This window comes from Pseudolysinimonas sp., assembly GCF_039912695.1.
Taxonomy (GTDB): domain Bacteria; phylum Actinomycetota; class Actinomycetes; order Actinomycetales; family Microbacteriaceae; genus Pseudolysinimonas_A.
The window spans coordinates 1-16,134 of record NZ_JBDSPJ010000003.1 but is presented as its reverse complement, the minus strand read 5'-3'; the positions used below and the strand labels follow the sequence as shown (position 1 = coordinate 16,134).

At 66.2% G+C, this 16,134-nt stretch carries 17 protein-coding genes and 1 riboswitch; of the genes, 11 read left to right on the top strand and 6 right to left on the bottom strand.

Annotated features, from left to right (window positions below; all coding sequences use genetic code 11):
* Positions 1–8 precede the first annotated feature (8 nt).
* From sdhA to trpS, 5 genes are read left to right on the top strand one after another with little or no spacing between them, the layout of a single operon-like run.
* Positions 9–1,805 (top strand): succinate dehydrogenase flavoprotein subunit, encoded by a 1,797-nt coding sequence (gene sdhA / locus ABIR17_RS01460; RefSeq protein WP_348002583.1) that lies wholly within the window; start codon positions 9–11, stop codon positions 1,803–1,805.
* Position 1,806: 1 nt separating this feature from the next.
* Positions 1,807–2,589: a succinate dehydrogenase iron-sulfur subunit gene (locus ABIR17_RS01455; RefSeq protein ID WP_348002582.1), complete on the top strand. Its 783-nt coding sequence runs from the start codon at positions 1,807–1,809 to the stop codon at positions 2,587–2,589.
* Positions 2,590–2,627: 38 nt separating this feature from the next.
* Complete coding sequence (locus ABIR17_RS01450; RefSeq protein WP_348002581.1) at positions 2,628–3,683, top strand: YihY/virulence factor BrkB family protein; 1,056 nt, start codon at positions 2,628–2,630, stop codon at positions 3,681–3,683.
* Between the two features lie 9 nt (positions 3,684–3,692).
* Positions 3,693–4,529 (top strand): exodeoxyribonuclease III, encoded by an 837-nt coding sequence (locus tag ABIR17_RS01445; protein WP_348002580.1) that lies wholly within the window; start codon positions 3,693–3,695, stop codon positions 4,527–4,529.
* Positions 4,530–4,545: 16 nt separating this feature from the next.
* On the top strand, positions 4,546–5,550 hold the full coding sequence (gene trpS, locus ABIR17_RS01440) for a tryptophan--tRNA ligase (protein ID WP_348002579.1): 1,005 nt from the start codon (positions 4,546–4,548) through the stop codon (positions 5,548–5,550).
* 178 nt (positions 5,551–5,728) lie between these two features.
* Here the strand turns inward: trpS and ABIR17_RS01435 are convergent, their stop codons facing one another.
* The gene (locus ABIR17_RS01435; RefSeq protein ID WP_348002578.1) at positions 5,729–6,589 is read right to left on the bottom strand and encodes a hypothetical protein; all 861 of its coding nucleotides are present in this window, start codon (positions 6,587–6,589) and stop codon (positions 5,729–5,731) included.
* 212 nt (positions 6,590–6,801) lie between these two features.
* A riboswitch (FMN riboswitch) is annotated at positions 6,802–6,935 on the top strand.
* A gap of 69 nt (positions 6,936–7,004) precedes the next feature.
* Here ABIR17_RS01435 and ribD point away from each other — a divergent pair.
* The 5 genes from ribD to ABIR17_RS01410 are packed head-to-tail and all read left to right on the top strand — an operon-like array spanning position 7,005 to position 10,877.
* Entirely contained in the window at positions 7,005–8,063 is a 1,059-nt protein-coding gene (ribD, locus tag ABIR17_RS01430; protein WP_348002577.1) for a bifunctional diaminohydroxyphosphoribosylaminopyrimidine deaminase/5-amino-6-(5-phosphoribosylamino)uracil reductase RibD, read from the top strand.
* A 1-nt stretch (position 8,064) separates the two neighbouring features.
* Complete coding sequence (locus ABIR17_RS01425; protein WP_348002576.1) at positions 8,065–8,667, top strand: riboflavin synthase; 603 nt, start codon at positions 8,065–8,067, stop codon at positions 8,665–8,667.
* Positions 8,664–9,950, top strand: a complete 1,287-nt coding sequence (gene ribA, locus ABIR17_RS01420) for a GTP cyclohydrolase II (RefSeq protein ID WP_348002575.1) — start codon at positions 8,664–8,666, stop codon at positions 9,948–9,950. Before ABIR17_RS01425 ends, ribA begins: the two co-directional genes overlap by 4 nt.
* A complete protein-coding gene (gene ribH / locus ABIR17_RS01415) occupies positions 9,947–10,447 on the top strand; it encodes a 6,7-dimethyl-8-ribityllumazine synthase (RefSeq protein ID WP_348002574.1) in 501 nt (166 codons plus the stop codon). The genes ribA and ribH overlap by 4 nt, the downstream gene beginning before the upstream one ends.
* A 1-nt stretch (position 10,448) precedes the next feature.
* On the top strand, positions 10,449–10,877 hold the full coding sequence (locus ABIR17_RS01410) for an RbsD/FucU domain-containing protein (RefSeq protein WP_348002573.1): 429 nt from the start codon (positions 10,449–10,451) through the stop codon (positions 10,875–10,877).
* Here ABIR17_RS01410 and ABIR17_RS01405 read toward each other — a convergent pair.
* Genes ABIR17_RS01405 through ABIR17_RS01385 form a run of 5 tightly spaced genes read right to left on the bottom strand, consistent with a single transcriptional unit; the run spans position 10,867 to position 14,877 of the window.
* On the bottom strand, positions 10,867–11,631 hold the full coding sequence (locus tag ABIR17_RS01405) for a DUF4184 family protein (protein WP_348002572.1): 765 nt from the start codon (positions 11,629–11,631) through the stop codon (positions 10,867–10,869). The two genes, ABIR17_RS01410 and ABIR17_RS01405, sit on opposite strands and share 11 nt — an antisense overlap.
* 46 nt (positions 11,632–11,677) lie before the next feature.
* Complete coding sequence (locus tag ABIR17_RS01400; protein WP_348002571.1) at positions 11,678–12,526, bottom strand: ABC transporter permease; 849 nt, start codon at positions 12,524–12,526, stop codon at positions 11,678–11,680.
* On the bottom strand, positions 12,523–13,356 hold the full coding sequence (locus ABIR17_RS01395) for an ABC transporter permease (RefSeq protein WP_348002570.1): 834 nt from the start codon (positions 13,354–13,356) through the stop codon (positions 12,523–12,525). The genes ABIR17_RS01400 and ABIR17_RS01395 overlap by 4 nt, the downstream gene beginning before the upstream one ends.
* Complete coding sequence (locus tag ABIR17_RS01390; RefSeq protein WP_348002569.1) at positions 13,353–14,279, bottom strand: ATP-binding cassette domain-containing protein; 927 nt, start codon at positions 14,277–14,279, stop codon at positions 13,353–13,355. The genes ABIR17_RS01395 and ABIR17_RS01390 overlap by 4 nt, the downstream gene beginning before the upstream one ends.
* Before the next feature lie 40 nt (positions 14,280–14,319).
* Positions 14,320–14,877 carry a hypothetical protein gene (locus ABIR17_RS01385; RefSeq protein WP_348002568.1) on the bottom strand — a complete coding sequence of 186 codons (558 nt, stop codon included), beginning with the start codon at positions 14,875–14,877 and terminating at the stop codon, positions 14,320–14,322.
* A 90-nt stretch (positions 14,878–14,967) separates the two neighbouring features.
* On the opposite strand from ABIR17_RS01385, the gene ABIR17_RS01380 reads away from it, so the two are divergent.
* Positions 14,968–16,134 (top strand): ABC transporter ATP-binding protein (locus tag ABIR17_RS01380; protein WP_348002567.1); only part of this gene is annotated, 1,167 nt, incomplete at its 3' end.

Genomic DNA, 16,134 nt, shown 5'->3' with positions numbered 1-16,134 from the left:
CACACCACATGGAATTCGAAGATGGTGACGTCATCGATGGCGTGCATTACCACCGTTACGACGTCGTCATTGTGGGAGCGGGTGGGGCCGGGATGCGCGCGGCGATCGAGGCGGGGCCGAAGGCTCGCACCGCGGTGATCACCAAGCTCTACCCGACCAGGTCGCACACCGGTGCCGCTCAGGGCGGGATGGCGGCGGCTCTCGCCAACGTCGAAGAAGACAACTGGGAGTGGCACACCTTCGACACTGTGAAGGGCGGTGACTACCTGGTCGACCAGGATGCCGCCGAGATCCTCGCGAAAGAGGCGATCGACGCTGTTCTCGATCTCGAGAACATGGGTCTGCCGTTCAACCGCACGCCGGACGGCAAGATCGACCAGCGGCGCTTCGGCGGACACACCCGCGATCACGGCAAGGCACCGGTACGCCGGGCCTGCTACGCCGCCGACCGAACCGGCCACATGATTTTGCAGACGCTCTTTCAGAACTGCGTGAAACTCGGCGTCGAGTTTTACAACGAGTACTACGCGCTGGATGTCGTCATGACCGAGGTCGACGGAGTGCAGCAGCCGTCGGGTGTCGTTTCGTACGAGCTCCGCACCGGCGAGATCCACGTCTTCCAGGCGAAGGCGATCATTTTCGCCACCGGCGGCTTCGGCAAAATCTACAAAACCACCTCGAACGCGCACACCCTCACCGGCGACGGCGTTGGCATCATTTGGCGCAAGGGTCTTCCGCTGGAAGACATGGAGTTCTTCCAGTTCCACCCGACCGGACTGGCCGGGCTCGGCATCCTGCTCACCGAAGGTGCGCGCGGTGAGGGCGCCATCCTGCGCAACGCATCCGGCGAGCGCTTCATGGAGCGCTACGCCCCCACCATCAAAGACCTGGCACCCCGCGACATCGTGAGTCGCTGCATGGTGCAGGAGGTCGCCGAAGGTCGCGGCGCCGGACCCCACAAGGACTACGTGCTGCTGGACTGCACCCACCTCGGCGCCGAAGTGCTCGAGACCAAACTGCCCGACATCACCGAGTTCGCGCGCACCTACCTCGGCGTCGATCCGGTCACAACTCCGGTGCCGGTGATGCCGACCGCGCACTACGCGATGGGCGGCATCCCGACCAACGTCAAGGCCGAAGTTCTGCGCGACAACGACACCATCGTGCCGGGCCTCTACGCCGCCGGGGAGTGCGCGTGCGTTTCGGTGCACGGCTCCAACCGACTCGGCACCAACTCGCTGCTCGACATCAACGTGTTCGGAAAGCGGGCTGGCAACAACGCGGTCGAGTACGCCAAGACCGCCGACTGGACGCCACTTCCCGAGAACCCCGCGAAGTTCGTGCAGGGCCTCATCGATCAGATGAAGAACTCCACCGGCACCGAGCGCATTGCGCACCTGCGCAAAGAACTGCAAGACGAGATGGATCGAAACGCCCAGGTGTTTCGCACCGACGAGTCCCTCGCCAAGGTGACCCAGACCATCCATACCCTCCGCGAGCGCTACCTCAACGTGTCGATCCAAGACAAGGGTCGCCGGTTCAACACCGACCTTCTCGAGGCGATCGAACTCGGCTTCCTGCTCGACCTGGCCGAAGTCGTGGTCTTCTCGGCGCGCAACCGCAAAGAGAGTCGCGGCGGCCACATGCGTGACGACTACCCGAAGCGGGATGACGCCAACTACCTCAAGCACACGATGGCGTACCTCACCGGCGACCCGCATTCGGCGGATGCTGCCGACCACATTTCGCTCGGCTGGAAGCCAGTCGTCATCACGAATTACCAGCCGATGGAACGGAAGTACTGAATTGGAGCCCTCAGAGCCCGGCAACCCGTCACAGGAAGCCGGCATCGCCGCATTCACGGTCACGCTGATCATCCGTCGCTTCGACCCCGAGGTGGATGACGAGCCGCGCTGGGTCGACTACGACGTGCAGATGTACCCGACCGACCGCGTGCTCGATGCCCTGCACCAGATCAAGTGGGAGCAGGACGGCTCGCTGTCGTTCCGCCGCTCGTGCGCACACGGCATCTGTGGATCGGATGCCATGCGCATCAACGGTCGCAACCGCTTGGCGTGCAAGACCCTGATCAAAGATCTCGACATCAGCCAGCCGATCTACGTCGAGGCGATCAAGGGCCTTCCGCTCGAGAAGGACCTCATCGTCGACATGGAGCCGTTCTTCGAGTCGTACCGCGCCATCCAGCCGTTCCTGATCGCGAACGACAAGCCCGACAAGGAGCGCATCCAGTCGGTCGCCCAGCGTGCGATTTTCGACGACACCACCAAGTGCATCCTGTGCGCCGCGTGCACCTCGTCGTGCCCGGTGTTCTGGACAGACGGCCAGTACTTCGGTCCGGCCGCCATCGTCAACGCACACCGGTTCATCTTCGACAGCCGCGACGAGGGCGCGAAGGTGCGCCTCGACATCCTCAACGACAAAGAGGGAGTGTGGCGCTGCCGCACGACCTTCAACTGTTCCGAGGCATGCCCACGCGGCATCGAGGTCACGAAGGCGATCGCCGAGGTCAAGCAGGCCGTCCTGCGCGGGCGCCCCGACATCCCGATGCTCGACCTGACTGTCGTCTAACGCCGGAACGCCCTGCCGAAGTTTCCTAAGGTGTGAACATGTCCCCGGCCGATCGCACCCAGGCCGTCGTCGCATGGATTCAGCGGCTGAAGGCGATTCGCGTGTTCACCCGTTACGCCCAGGATCGCGGTCCCATCCTGGCGAGCGGCCTCGCGTACCAAGCACTCTTCGCGGTCTTCGCAGCGCTCTGGGTGGCATTCTCGGTCGCCGGACTCGTCGTGAGCAGCGACACCCGGTTGCAGGCGGCGATCCTCGGCTTCCTGGCCAACTCAGTGCCAGGACTGATCGACGACGGCACCGGATCTGGTGCGATCGACCCCGCCATCCTGACGGCTGGGTTCGCGTTCAGCCTTTCCGGCATCGTCGCCATTCTCGGCCTGCTCTTCACCGCTCTGGGCTGGCTCGCTTCGGCGCGGGATGCTGTGCGCGTTATGTTCGATCTGCCCGCGGCGCCGACCAACGTGTTCCTGTTGAAACTCATCGACCTCGCACTCGGGCTCGCGTTCGCCACGTTGCTCCTGATCGCCGCAGTGCTGTCGTTCGCCGGCTCGAGCCTCACCGAGCAGGCGCTGGCTTGGATCGGAGTCGACGTCGACTCGGTCATCGGAATCATCGCGAGCCGAGCCGTCACCCTGCTGATCGCCGTGATCGTCTACGCCGTCGCGCTCGCGGGCCTGTACCGGGTGCTCGCCCGCGTGCGCGTTCCGCTGCGGATCCTGCGCAACGGGGTTCTGTTCGGCGCGATCGGGGTCGCCGCGCTCACCGTCATCGGCGGTCTGCTGTTGGGGGGCGCCAAGAACAACCCGCTGATTGCGTCCTTCGCCGTCATCGCCGGCCTGCTGATCTACTACAACTTCTTCAGCCAGATCGTGCTGGTGAGCGCAACGTGGATGGCGGTCAGCGTCGAGGATGCCGGCATCGTCATCGACGAGAAGGTCGCCGCCGCTCGGCTCGAGCGCGCCCGTGCGCTCGTCCAAGCCCACGAGCCCCCGCCCGAGCCGAAGCGCGGATTCTGGGCGCGGTTGTTCGCTCGCCGCGGCGCCGCCCGCGACGGTGGTCGCCGCGGCTCTCCCCGAGACAGTGGTCGCCGCTAGCGTTGCGGAGTGACCTCGAAGCCGCTCCGCATCGCCAGCGTCAACGTCAACGGGGTGCGAGCGTCGTTCCGCAAGGGCATGGGCGACTGGCTCGGCGGGCGGGACGTCGACATCCTCGCCCTGCAAGAAGTTCGTGCAGAGACCTCGCATCTCGAAGAGCTGCTGGGCGACGAGTGGCACATCCTCCACGACCCCGCCACGGCGAAGGGTCGTGCCGGGGTGGCGATTGCCTCGCGCCGAGCTGCCACCGTGCACCGCGTGACGTTCGGTGCGGACGACTTCGACACCGCCGGACGCTGGCTCGAAGCTGACTACGACGTCGACGGCACCCTCGTCACCGTCGTCTCGTCTTACGTCCCTTCGGGGGTATTCGGTACGCCGAAGCAGGACGAGAAGTGGAAATTCCTCGACGGGATGCTCGTGCACCTGCCACTTCTGAAGGCCCACAACCCGCTCGCCGTCGTCCTGGGCGACCTCAACGTCGGGCACCGCACCCTCGACATCCGCAACTGGAAGGGCAACGTCAAGAAGTCCGGCTTCCTGCCCGAGGAGCGCGCCTACTTCGACAAGATCTTCGGGGCGGAGAGCGACCCCTCCTACAACAACGGGGCGGGCCTCGGATTCGTGGATGTCGGCCGCCGGTTCGCGGGCGAGGTCGACGGGCCGTACACCTGGTGGTCGAACATGGGCAAAGCGTTCGACAACGACTCCGGTTGGCGCATCGACTACCAGGCGGCGACGCTCGAGCTTGCGGCTAAAGTCGTGGATGTGAAGGTCGATAGAGCAGCGGCGTGGGACGAGCGATGGTCGGACCACGCTCCCCTCGTCGTCGATTACCAGCTCTGATTCGTTAGGACCTCACATGTCGAAGCCCCGCCTCTTCTCGGGGATGCAGCCTTCTGCTGAATCCCTGCACGCCGGCAACTACATCGGCGCGCTCATGCAGTGGCGCGACCTGCAGGTCGAGTACGACACCGTCTACTGCGTCGTCGATCTGCACGCGATCACGGTTCCGCAAGATCCGGCGGCTCTGCGCGAAGCAACCCGCCGCACCGCGGCCCAGTACATCGCCGCCGGAATCGACCCGGCATCCAGCATTCTGTTCGTGCAGTCGCACGTGCCCGAGCACGCGCAACTCGCCTGGGTGCTCAACACCCTCACTGGGTTCGGTGAGGCGAGCCGCATGACGCAGTTCAAAGACAAGTCCTCGAAGCAGGGCTCGGATGCTGCCTCGGTCGGGCTCTTCACCTACCCGGTTCTGCAGGCGGCCGACATCCTGCTCTACGACGCCGAAATCGTGCCGGTCGGCGAAGACCAGCGCCAGCACATCGAACTGACGCGCGACCTCGGCCACCGTTTCAACACCCGGTTCGGCGACACCTTCGTGCTGCCCGAAGCCCGCATCCTGCCCGAAACCGCGAAGATTTACGATCTGCAGAACCCCGGGTCGAAGATGTCGAAGTCGGGGGAATCGCCGCAGGGAATCCTGTGGTTGCTCGACGACCCGTCGGTGAACGCGAAGAAGATCCGTTCGGCCGTCACCGACACGTCCCGCGACATCCTGTTCGACCCGGTCGAGAAGCCGGGAGTGTCCAACCTGCTGACGATCCTGTCGGTGCTCGGCGGCTCGCCGATCCCCGCGCTCGTCGACTCGTTCGCGGGCCGCGGGTACGGCGACCTGAAGGCCGAGACCGCGGATGCCGTGGTCGCCGCCTTCGAACCGGTGCGGGCGGCGGCGCTCGAGTTGCTCGCCGATCCGGCCGAACTCGACCGGGTGCTGGCCGGGAATGCCGACCGGGCCGAGGCGATCGCATCCGAGACTTTGAAGAAGGTCTACGACCGCGTCGGGTTCCTCCCGCGCCGCTGATCCACCGTCGTCTCCCCGAGACCCCTCCGTCTTTCCCAGACGACCCCACCCCATTCCCACCTCTCGCTCTGCACCCCCTCGGTCTGCACCCCCTCGGTCTGCACCCCACTCGGTCTGCACGTCCCGCATCCCCCCTGCCCGTCAACTCGGCCGCACCACCTCCGGGAACTCACGAGATTCAGGCCAGACCGAGTTTTTCGGCCCGCTTTCGGGCCCGAGCCACGATCCGGCCTGAATCTTGTATCCGCCGGTGGCTGGCGACCGCCCCGATCAGTTGGCGGGCGACGGCCGGTTGGTCGTACACGACGAGGGAGTAACCCGGTCGAAGGACCGTGCGACCCGCGGCGGCAAGCCGCGCATCCCGCGATCGGTCGCGTGGCGCGAGACTCACGTCGTGGAACGCGGTGCCGTCGGTTTCGATGACGACCCAGTTCTCCACAACGAGATCCACGCGTCCGACTCCCGCGAACCGCACTTGCGGACGCACGCGGAACCCCAGTTCGACCGCGATGACACGCTCGATCGACTCCAGCCCGGATTCGGCCCGCCCGTCGACGAGTCGGAGTGTCTTCCGCAACCGCTTCGGCAGACTCCGCGAAATTGCGGCAAGTCCGGATGCCGTCAGCAGCCCCAGATGGATGGCACTGTCGACACTGGCGATCCACTCGCGGTGGGGGAGGCATCCACTCGCCTGAATCAGAGCGTCGACCACTCCCACCGAATCGGATGCCGTCGGCTCGACCAACGGCCGCCAGTGCACGCGGGCGTTGAGGCCATCGGTGCGCAGTCGTGCGGCGTTGCCCGCCACGTGCACGTGGATCTGGTCGCCGTCGAGCACCCAGATTCCGTGATGCCGTAGCGCCGACACACACGCAAGCCGCCCGCCTACCCGGATTGCCCGAACCGTCGGGATGTCGAGCGACGACTCGGCGAAGTGGCCGGGCCTGATCCGGACGAGATCGCCTCGACCGACGGCGGCCCGAATCCGGCCATCCGTCCAACCCCGGGTGAGCAGTTGCCGACGAGTCACGTGGGTCATTTCCCCGACCCTGACCGCCCGCGGCGACCCCACATCGACCGTGGGCACGGGTTGGGGATGGATGTCAGGTCACAAGATTCAGGAGGACATCCGAAAGTCGGGCGGAAACATCCCGAATTCCACGGTTCGGCCTGAATCCTGCGAGTTGCCCTCACGGGAGGACTCGGGAATGTGAGGCCCAGGCGTGCAGTTGTACCCTGGTGATACGAAGCACGTGCTCCGGGGGCGGTGAAATTCCGCGCCGGCGGTGATAGTCCGCGAACTTCTTCGGCCCACAAGGCCCGGGGAAGCTGACCTGGTGGAATTCCGGGACCGACGGTTAAAGTCCGGATGGGAGGATGCACGCCGCCGTTGCCTGCGCGAGCAGCGACGGTTGCGCGACCCTCACGTCCCCGGCTGAGACCGAGGTAGACGGATGAGTAACGAGACCGAGCAGTACGAAGCGCCGATGCGCCGTGCCTTCGACCTCGCGACCCGCGGACCGCTCATCGGCGGCAACCCTCAGGTCGGCTGCGTGCTGGTCGACCACGACGGCACGATCGTCGCGGAGGGATGGCACCACGGCGCCGGCACTCCGCACGCCGAGATTGTCGCCCTCTCGGCACTGCCGAAGGGGATGGATGCTCACGGACTCACCGCCGTCGTCACCCTTGAGCCGTGCAACCACACCGGTCGCACCGGACCGTGCTCCGTGGCGCTCATCGCAGCGGGCGTCGAGAGGGTCGTCTATTCGGTGAAAGACCCGGGGGCGACATCCGGTCATGGCGCTCAACGTCTCGCCGAGGCCGGTATCGCGGTGGGTCACGGACTCCTCGAAGCCGAGGGCGAGGCACTGCTGCACCCCTGGATTGAGGTCATGCGGCGCGGTCGCCCGTGGGTGACGGTGAAGTGGGCGTCGACTCTTGATGGGCGCGCCGCCGCCGCCGACGGTTCGAGCCAATGGATCACCGGCGCCGCCGCGCGGCAACTCGTGCATGAGCAGCGCGAAGCGAGCGATGCGATCCTGGTCGGCACCGGCACGGTGCTCGCGGATGACCCGTCACTGACCGCACGCGGCGATGCCGGCGAGCTGATGCCCCACCAACCGCTGCCCGTCGTCGTCGGTGAGCGCGCCATCCCGGCTACGGCGAAACTGCACGCCCACCCGCGCGGCGTGCTCGAAACCCACAGTCGCGACCTCGCCGCGATCCTCAACGAGTTGCAGAAGATCGACGTGAGACGGGTCTACGTCGAGGGCGGACCGACCCTGGCGAGCGCGATCATCGCGGCGGGATTCGCCGATGAGTACGCCATCTATCTCTCCCCCGCGCTGCTCGGCGGCCCGATGCTCGCCGTTGGCGACCTCGGCATCCCGACGATGGATGGCATCCGGCGCTTGCAGATCGACCGCATCGAGCAGCTCGGCGACGACCTCTTCATTGCGGCAACCCCGAAGGCCGCTACCCCGAAGCCCGCAACACCCAAGGAAGGCTGACATGTTCACCGGAATCATCGAGGAGCAGGGCGAGGTTCTCGCGTGGGAACGCTCCGGCGACTCGGGACGGCTCACGATCGCTGCTCCACTGGTGGTGAGCGACGCGAAGCACGGCGACTCCATCTCGGTGGATGGCGTCTGCCTCACCGTCGTCGATCAGGGCGCCGACTGGTTCACCGCGGATGTCATGGCTGTGTCGATCGCGATGAGCACGCTGGGCGAGCGGAAGGTCGGCGATCGCGTCGACCTCGAGCGGGCGGCATCCGTCGGCGACCGCCTGGGTGGCCACATCGTGCAGGGTCACATCGACGGCACGGCAACCGTCCTCAGCGTCACGCCCGGCGATGCCTGGCGCATCCTCCGATTTTCACTCGACACAGACCTGGCTCCGCTGGTTGTGCGCAAAGGCTCGATCGCGCTGAACGGCGTCTCCCTCACCGTGAGTGAGGCGGGCGACGACTGGTTCGAGGTGTCGCTCATCCCCGAGACGCTCACCGCCACCGTGCTCGGTGCCCTGGCACCGGGTGATCGGGTCAACGTTGAGACCGACATCCTTGCGCGCCACGTGCAACGGCTGATGAGGTTCGAAAGGACCACCGCATGACTCTGTCTGACATCCCCACCGCCCTCGACGCGTTGCGCGCGGGCAAGCCCGTCATCGTCGCCGACGACGAAGGTCGCGAGAACGAGGGTGACGTCGTCATGGCCGCCCAGTTCGCCAGCCAGGAGTGGATCGCCTGGGCGGTGAGGTACTCCTCCGGCTACCTGTGCGCGCCGATGACTAACGAGATCGCCGATCGGCTCGCCCTGCCGACGATGTGGGCCGACAACCAGGACCCGCGCGGCACCGCGTACACAGTCAGTGTGGATGCCGCGGATCGTCTCAGCACGGGCATCAGCGCGTCCGACCGCGCCCACACTCTGCGGGTGCTGGCCGACCCGTCGTCGACCCCCGGGTCGCTGATCCGGCCCGGTCACATCCTGCCGCTACGTGCGGTGGATGGCGGGGTCCGGCAGCGCGACGGTCATACCGAGGCGACGGTGGACCTCCTCAAGCTCGCCGGGCTCACCCCGGTCGGCGTCATCGGCGAGATCGTGGCGGACAGCGGCGAGATGATGCGCCTACCCGGCCTGCTGAAACTCGGGAGGGAGCACGGCATCCCGGTCATCACGATCGAGGAACTCATCAGGTTCATGGAGGAGCGCAAGTGCGAGTCCGACCCGAACGCGGTGGTCGAGATCCCCGAGACCGAGCGGGTGTCGTTCGAGGTCGAAACGAATGTGCCGACCGAACACGGCACGTTCCGCGTGCGGGCCTACCGCGATCGTTCCACCGGGGCCGACCACGTCGCCTGGATCAAGGGTGACCCGAAGAACGGCGCCATTGTGCGCGTGCACTCCGAGTGCCTGACCGGTGAGGCGTTCGGGTCGCTCAAGTGCGAGTGCGGTCCGCAGTTGCAGTCGGCGCTCGAGACGATCGATGCCGAAGGCGGCGTGGTGATTTATCTGCGCGGTCACGAGGGTCGCGGCATCGGCCTGATCAACAAGCTAAAGGCGTACGCGCTGCAGGAGGAGGGCTACGACACCCTCGACGCCAACCTCAAGCTCGGGCTGCCGGCCGACGCGCGCGACTACGGTGCGGCGACGGCGATCCTCAAAGATCTGGGCATCTCGTCGGTGCGGTTGCTCAGCAACAACCCCGAGAAGGCCCGGCAGTTGCGGGAACGCGGTGTGACGGTTACGGAACTCGTGCCGCTCGTCGTTGGGGTCGGCGAGTTCAACGAGGGCTACCTCGAAGCCAAGCGCGACCGGATGGGTCACGCGCTGCCCACCGATGCCGTGCTCGACGAAGCGGTCAAACAGAATCAGATGGAGGACTTCCGATGAGCGGCGAAGGAATGCCCGAGCTCAACACCGACGGAACCGGCTTGAGCGTCACGATCGTCTCAGGCCTCTGGCACACCCGCATCTCCGAAGGACTCCTCGCCGGTGCGCGCAACGTGCTGACGGCATCCGGGGCGACCGTGACCGAGATCCAAGTCGCCGGCAGTTTCGAACTGCCCGTGGTGTCGAAGGCCGCGCTCGACGCGGGTGCGGATGCCGTGGTCGCCCTCGGCGTGATCGTGCGCGGCGAAACCCCGCACTTCGACTTCGTCGCCTCCGCGGCGACCGACGGCCTCACCCGCGTCGCGCTCGACACCGGCAAACCTGTCGGCTTCGGCGTGCTCACGGTCGACAACGAGCAGCAGGGACTCGACCGCGCCGGCCTGCCCGAATCGAAAGAGGATGTCGGGGGGCGTGCCGCGGAGGCCGCCCTGTCGACCGCGCGCATCCTGAAGTCGCTGACCGCGCAAACTTCGACCACGAAGACGCAGGAGAGCTGACGTGCTGAAAGGTGTCGACCCGCTGCTGTCGGGCGAGTTGCTGAAGGTGCTCGACGAGATGGGTCACGGCGACGTGCTGGTGATCGCGGACCGCAACTTTCCGTCGTACTCGCGCGGCCTCCCGGTCGTTCGCGTCGACGCCGGCGCCGTCGAGATCGTGAAGGCTGTGCTGAGTGTCTTTCCGCTCGACACCTTCGTCGATCGGCCGTTCGCGCGGATGGGGTCGGATGACGACCCGACCGCTGAGAATCCCGTGCAGGCTGCCGCGCTCGACGCCGCCATCGCGGCTCACGGGGGCGGGCTCACGGTCGAGGCGATCCCGCGCAGCGACTTCTACCCGCGGGCCGACCTCGGGTATGCCGTCATCCACACCCTGGAGACCGCCCCGTACTGCAACTTTCTGTTGACGAAGGGCGTCGTCACCGCCTGACGCGGCGCAGCACCTGAACAGCGACCGCCGCGAGAAGCGTCAGCACGAGGATGATCGCGCCCGCTCGGGTACCCGGGGTGAACGCCAGATCCCGTAACTCCGGGTAGGTCGTCGGGAACCCGCGCAGGGCTACCGCGATCGCGAAGGCTCCCACCAGCACCGCGGCTGCCGCGATCCACGCCACGTATCGCACGACGACCACCGCGCGACGATCGGTGCGCCAGACCTTCGGTGCACGACGCGCGGCGATGACGACCCAGATCGCGACGCCGATGAGGCCCACTGCGCTCGAAATGTGCTGAAGCCAGGTGGTGCCCTCGACCGGACCCCACTGGTCGGCGAGGGCGGGAATCCACTGTGACCCGAGACGACCGGGGTGGGTGAAGAGGTCCCAGAAGACGTGCGTCGCGACGCCAATCAGCACCGCCACCAGGATGAGCAGCCCACTTTTCACGGGATGCTGCGGCCGCGTCGGGTGATCCCACGCGAGGGGAAGCCGAGCACCCAGCGATGGCGGCAGAAGCCCCGACACCGCGGGCCGCAACGCCACCCGCCACACCGCGTAGAGCACCAGCGCAATCGGCACCGACGACCAGAGCAGGCTCGGGAATCCGTGCGTCACGAAATAGTCGGGACCCCAGGGGAAGAACAGCGGCAGGTCGGGTGCCATCGCTCCGACTGCAACAGCTCCGGCCGGAAGGGGCGTGCGGATGAACGGCAGGGCGACGATCGCATGACTGGGGGTGAACGGCACGGCTCAGCGTCGCATCCCGAAACCGGGAAACCGCTCCTAAGAACGGCTAGTCCAAGAACAGCGCGCGCAGCCGCCGGGTGGTGAAGAACAGCCCGCCCGCGATCATCACGCCGAAGTACGCAAAGTGCCCCACCATCGCCCACGACAGCACCCCGGTCGTGAAACCGCGCACCAGTTCGATGCCGTGCCAGAGCGGCAGCGCCTTGATGAACCACTGCGCCACTTCGGGGTAGACGGTGATCGGAAAAAACGTCGACGACAGCAGGAACATCGGCAGCAGCACGATTGGAATCCAGTCCATCTGCTGAAACGACTTCAGGTACGAGGTGATCCCCATGCCGAGGCTGGCGAATCCGAACGCGATGATGACCAGGGTCGGCAGCGCGAAAATCGCCGTCCACGACAGGTTGAGGCCGAGCACCTGCATCACGAGCATGAACGCGACGCCGTACACCGCGCCGCGCAGCAGGGCGAGGGCGATCTCGCCTAGGGCGACGTCGAGCGGTCCGAGGCGGGTGGCGAGCATCCCCTGGTAGAGCTTCCCAAAGTGCATCTTGAAGAACACGTTCCAGGTGGAGTCGTAGATCGCCCCGTTCATCGCCGACACCGCAAGTAGCGCGGGCGCGATGAAAGCCTTATACGGGATGTCGTTACCCGACGAATCCTGAACGGTGCCGATCAGGCTGCCGAGGCCGACGCCGAGCGAGAGCAGGTAGAACATCGGCTCGAAGACGCCGGTGAGCACGATGACCCAGTTGGTGCTGCGGGTGGCGAGAAGCCCGCGCCCGAGCACGGCGGTGGCGTTGCCCGAGTAGAGGGCGCGCACGCCGCCGTTCGACCGTTTCACGGCGGCTCGGTACGCTCCACTCGGCCCCTGAGCCTGTCGAAGGGTCATTTGTCGAGCCTCCGCACCGAGATGCGCACGCACAACTGCCAGCCGACGATCGCGAGCACAGCCAAGTAGGCGATGTGGATGAGGGTCAGCCCGAACGGCTCCGTCGGACCGTAGGCGACCTGCCGCGCAAGTTGGGTGCCGTGCCAAATCGGCGAAAGCCATCCAATAACCTGAAGGCCGATCGGCAGCTGGGTGAGCGGAAAGAAGGTGCCGCTGAACAGGGTGAGCGGCAGCAGGATGACGCGGTTGACGATATTGAACTGGCCGCGGTCTTCGGTGATCGTGGCCGCGTAGGCGCCGATCAGGCTGAACGCGAACCCGGTGAGCAAGGCGATCGGGATGATGGCGAGGCTCGCCGCTCCGTGCAGCCCGCCGAACAGCAGCACGACCGCGTAGTAGATGACGACAGTCACGAACGACCGGATGGCGATGAAAATGAAGACTCCGTCGACGATCTGTCGCCCCGAAATGGGCGCCGCGTTCATGCCGGTGAAGATCGGGTTCCACTTGAAGCCCATCAGGATGCCGAACATGAACTCTTCAGATGAGACGAGTACGGCGGCGTTGACGAGCAGTGCGGGCGCGACGAACTCGAGGTACGAGACGCCGCCAACGCCATCCGGACCCTGGTTCTTCGTGACGAGGGTCGCGAGGCCAACACCGAACGCGAACAGGTAGAGGAAAGGCGTACCCAGCGCCATCGCGAACATCGTGATGGCGAAAGCCCGCACCTCGCGCAGCTTGTGTTCGGCGACATACCAGGCACCCCAACGGCGAGATCTGGCGGCGAGTTCGGGAGCCAGCCCTTGGCCGGAAGAGATCGCCGTCATTCGACCAGGCTCCGACCGGTGAGACGCAGGAACACATCCTCGAGGCTCGACCGGCGCACCAGGCTCGTGATCGGCTCAAGGCCGCGCTTGGTCACCTCGACGAGAGCAGCCTCACCGTTGTCGGCGTAGACCAGGATGCGGTCGGGCAGCACCTCGAGACGCTCGCCGACGCCTTCGAGTTTCTTGGCAGCACCCTCGTTGCGGTCCGACCCGAACCGCACCTCGAGCACCTCGCGGCTCGCGTGCGCCTTGATGAGGGATGACGGGGTCCCCTCCGCCATGATCGCGCCCTTGTCGACGACGATCAGCCGATCGCAGAGCTGCTCAGCTTCATCCATGTAATGCGTCGTCAGCACGAGCGTCGTGCCCTGCTCTTTGAGGCGAAACAGCCGGTCCCACAGGATGTGCCGCGCCTGCGGGTCAAGACCGGTGGTGGGTTCGTCGAGCAGCAGGATGCGAGGGTCGTTGATCAGCGCGCGAGCGATCGTGAGACGGCGCTTCATGCCGCCCGAGAGGTCGTCGACCTTCGACTTTGCGCGATCGGTGAGCTGGGCGAATTCGAGCAGTTCGTCGGCCCGCTTCGCGATCTGAGCGCGCGGCAGGCCGAAGTAGCGCCCGTAGACGATGAGGTTGTCGCGCACCCGCAACTCGGTGTCGAGGTTGTCTTGCTGCGGCACAACTCCGAGTTGCGACCGGATCTCAGGACCGTGCGAGTCGGGATCCATGCCAAGGATGGTGAGGTCGCCCGAGGTACGGGTCGACACCGCTCCGACCATGCGCATCGTGGTCGACTTGCCGGCCCCGTTCGGCCCGAGCAGGCCGAAGGACTCGCCCGGGGCGACCTCAAAAGAGATGCCGTCGACGGCGAGAGTGTCTTTGTACTTCTTGGTCAGCTCGGAGGCGACGATGACGGGCTCAGGCACCTAACCGAGCATAGGTCGCAGCTCCGACACGGTCGAGCGGCTAGCGCGGCGCAGCAGCGGCCGCCGCCGCACGACCAATCTGATCAGCGAGGTGTTGTCGTCGCGGGCGCGACGTCGGGATGAGCCCGCCGATCGCACCAAGGATGTCGATTCCGACTGAATGCGAGTCGGTGAGCGCGAAGCTCAGCCCCCGTGGTGTGACGGTCACACTTTCGAGATGGTTCAAGGGGAGACCGGCCGTCGGTGCGACACTCTGCGCACTGCTCCAGAAATCTAGGTTCGCTCCATTGGCGACCAGCGCAATCAAGGTCGCCCGGCGAACTCGTGTCTCCGGGTCGAGGAGTCGCACGTCGGAGGGGGCAATCTGAGCATCGAGCACCCAGCCGCCCACCCCGCGACGCAAAAGCTGTCGGCGCCGCATCCGTAAAGCAAGTTCGCGCAGCGCATGAGATCCAAAGAGCAGCACAATCAGGATTGCAACGAAGACGAGGGATCCGAGCGGCACGTGGCGATTCGTGAACAGTGATCGCAGGAGGACTCCCACCAACGTGGCAACCACGGCGAAAGTCAGAACGGCCCGCACCAATAACCAGGTCATCTGTTCCGCGGCGGAGAGTCGGCCCGTCGCATCCTCGCCGCAACCGTATCGCCGTCGGGCCGCACCCCAACCCCGGGTTAGGGTCAAAGCGTGAGCGACTCGCGCGGCGGTTTCTTCCGGCGCCCCAAGAAAGACACCGGACCGCGGGCGAGTTTCCGCCAGTTGCTGCCCTACCTTCTGGAACACCGCGGGCTGCTCGCCGTATCTCTCGCGCTCAGCCTGATCGGGGCTGGGGCATCCCTCGCCCAACCGCTTCTCGCGGGTCAGGTCGTCGCGATTGTGCAGGCGGGCGGCGGCGTAGGGATGCTCGTCTGGCTGCTCGTTGGTCTTCTGGTTGTGGCGGCGGTTCTGAGCGGCATCCAGCACTATCTGCTGCAGCGCATCGGCACCTCGGTCGTCTTCTCGGCGCGCAGCGCGCTGGTGCGCCGGATGCTGCGCCTGCCGATATCCGAGTTCGACCGTCGCCGCACCGGCGATCTCGTCTCCCGCGTCGGCTCCGACACGACGCTGCTCTACGCGGTCATCACCCAGGGACTTCTGGATGCTCTCGGCGGCGCGATCACCTTCGTCGGCGCGCTGATCGGGATGCTGGTCGTCGACGCCGTACTGCTCGGACTCACCCTTGCCGTCATCGTGTTCGCGCTCGGCGCGGGGGTGCTGATTTCGTCGCGCATCCGGCCGGCCTCGCGGGTCCAGCAGGAACGGGTGGGCGCCCTCGCCGCCGCCGTCGAGCGGTCGATCAGCGCCATCCGCACCGTACGGGCCGCGAACGCCACCGACCGTGAAACCGCGGCCATCATCGTTGAGGCCGAAGCCGCGAAGAGGGCTGGATTCCGGGTCGCGAAGATCTCGGCCCTCGTCTTTCCGATCGCCGGGATCGCCGTGCAGGTCGCGTTCCTCGTCGTCATCGGGATCGGCGGATTCCGGGTCGCGTCGGGCGCCATCACGATCGCCCAACTCGTCACGTTCATCCTGTTCCTCTTCATGCTCGTGATGCCGCTCGGGTCGGCACTCGGCGCGGTCAACTCGATCAACCAGGCACTCGGCGCGCTCGGTCGCATCCAAGAGATCATCGACCTTCCCGGCGAAACCGAAGCGGATGCCGCGATCGAGCCCGCCGCTCCCGTCGCGACCGCGGCTGCCATCCGATTCGACGATGTGCGGTTCGCGTATGCCGCGCCCACGCCGCCGTTGGTGACCGATGTGGCGGTCCCCGCGCTTCAGGCGTCGCAATCGGTCCACCTCGAGGCTTCGGGT

What these genes read in the sequence shown, in the direction of transcription:
- sdhA (WP_348002583.1), top strand. Translation starts at nt 9, where the DNA reads ATGGAATTCGAAGATGGTGACGTCATCGATGGCGTGCATTACCACCGT.
- ABIR17_RS01450 (WP_348002581.1), top strand. Translation starts at nt 2,628, where the DNA reads ATGTCCCCGGCCGATCGCACCCAGGCCGTCGTCGCATGGATTCAGCGG.
- trpS (WP_348002579.1), top strand. Translation starts at nt 4,546, where the DNA reads ATGTCGAAGCCCCGCCTCTTCTCGGGGATGCAGCCTTCTGCTGAATCC.
- ABIR17_RS01435 (WP_348002578.1), bottom strand. Translation starts at nt 6,589, where the DNA reads ATGACCCACGTGACTCGTCGGCAACTGCTCACCCGGGGTTGGACGGAT.
- ribD (WP_348002577.1), top strand. Translation starts at nt 7,005, where the DNA reads ATGAGTAACGAGACCGAGCAGTACGAAGCGCCGATGCGCCGTGCCTTC.
- ABIR17_RS01425 (WP_348002576.1), top strand. Translation starts at nt 8,065, where the DNA reads ATGTTCACCGGAATCATCGAGGAGCAGGGCGAGGTTCTCGCGTGGGAA.
- ribA (WP_348002575.1), top strand. Translation starts at nt 8,664, where the DNA reads ATGACTCTGTCTGACATCCCCACCGCCCTCGACGCGTTGCGCGCGGGC.
- ribH (WP_348002574.1), top strand. Translation starts at nt 9,947, where the DNA reads ATGAGCGGCGAAGGAATGCCCGAGCTCAACACCGACGGAACCGGCTTG.
- ABIR17_RS01400 (WP_348002571.1), bottom strand. Translation starts at nt 12,526, where the DNA reads ATGACCCTTCGACAGGCTCAGGGGCCGAGTGGAGCGTACCGAGCCGCC.
- ABIR17_RS01395 (WP_348002570.1), bottom strand. Translation starts at nt 13,356, where the DNA reads ATGACGGCGATCTCTTCCGGCCAAGGGCTGGCTCCCGAACTCGCCGCC.
- ABIR17_RS01385 (WP_348002568.1), bottom strand. Translation starts at nt 14,877, where the DNA reads ATGACCTGGTTATTGGTGCGGGCCGTTCTGACTTTCGCCGTGGTTGCC.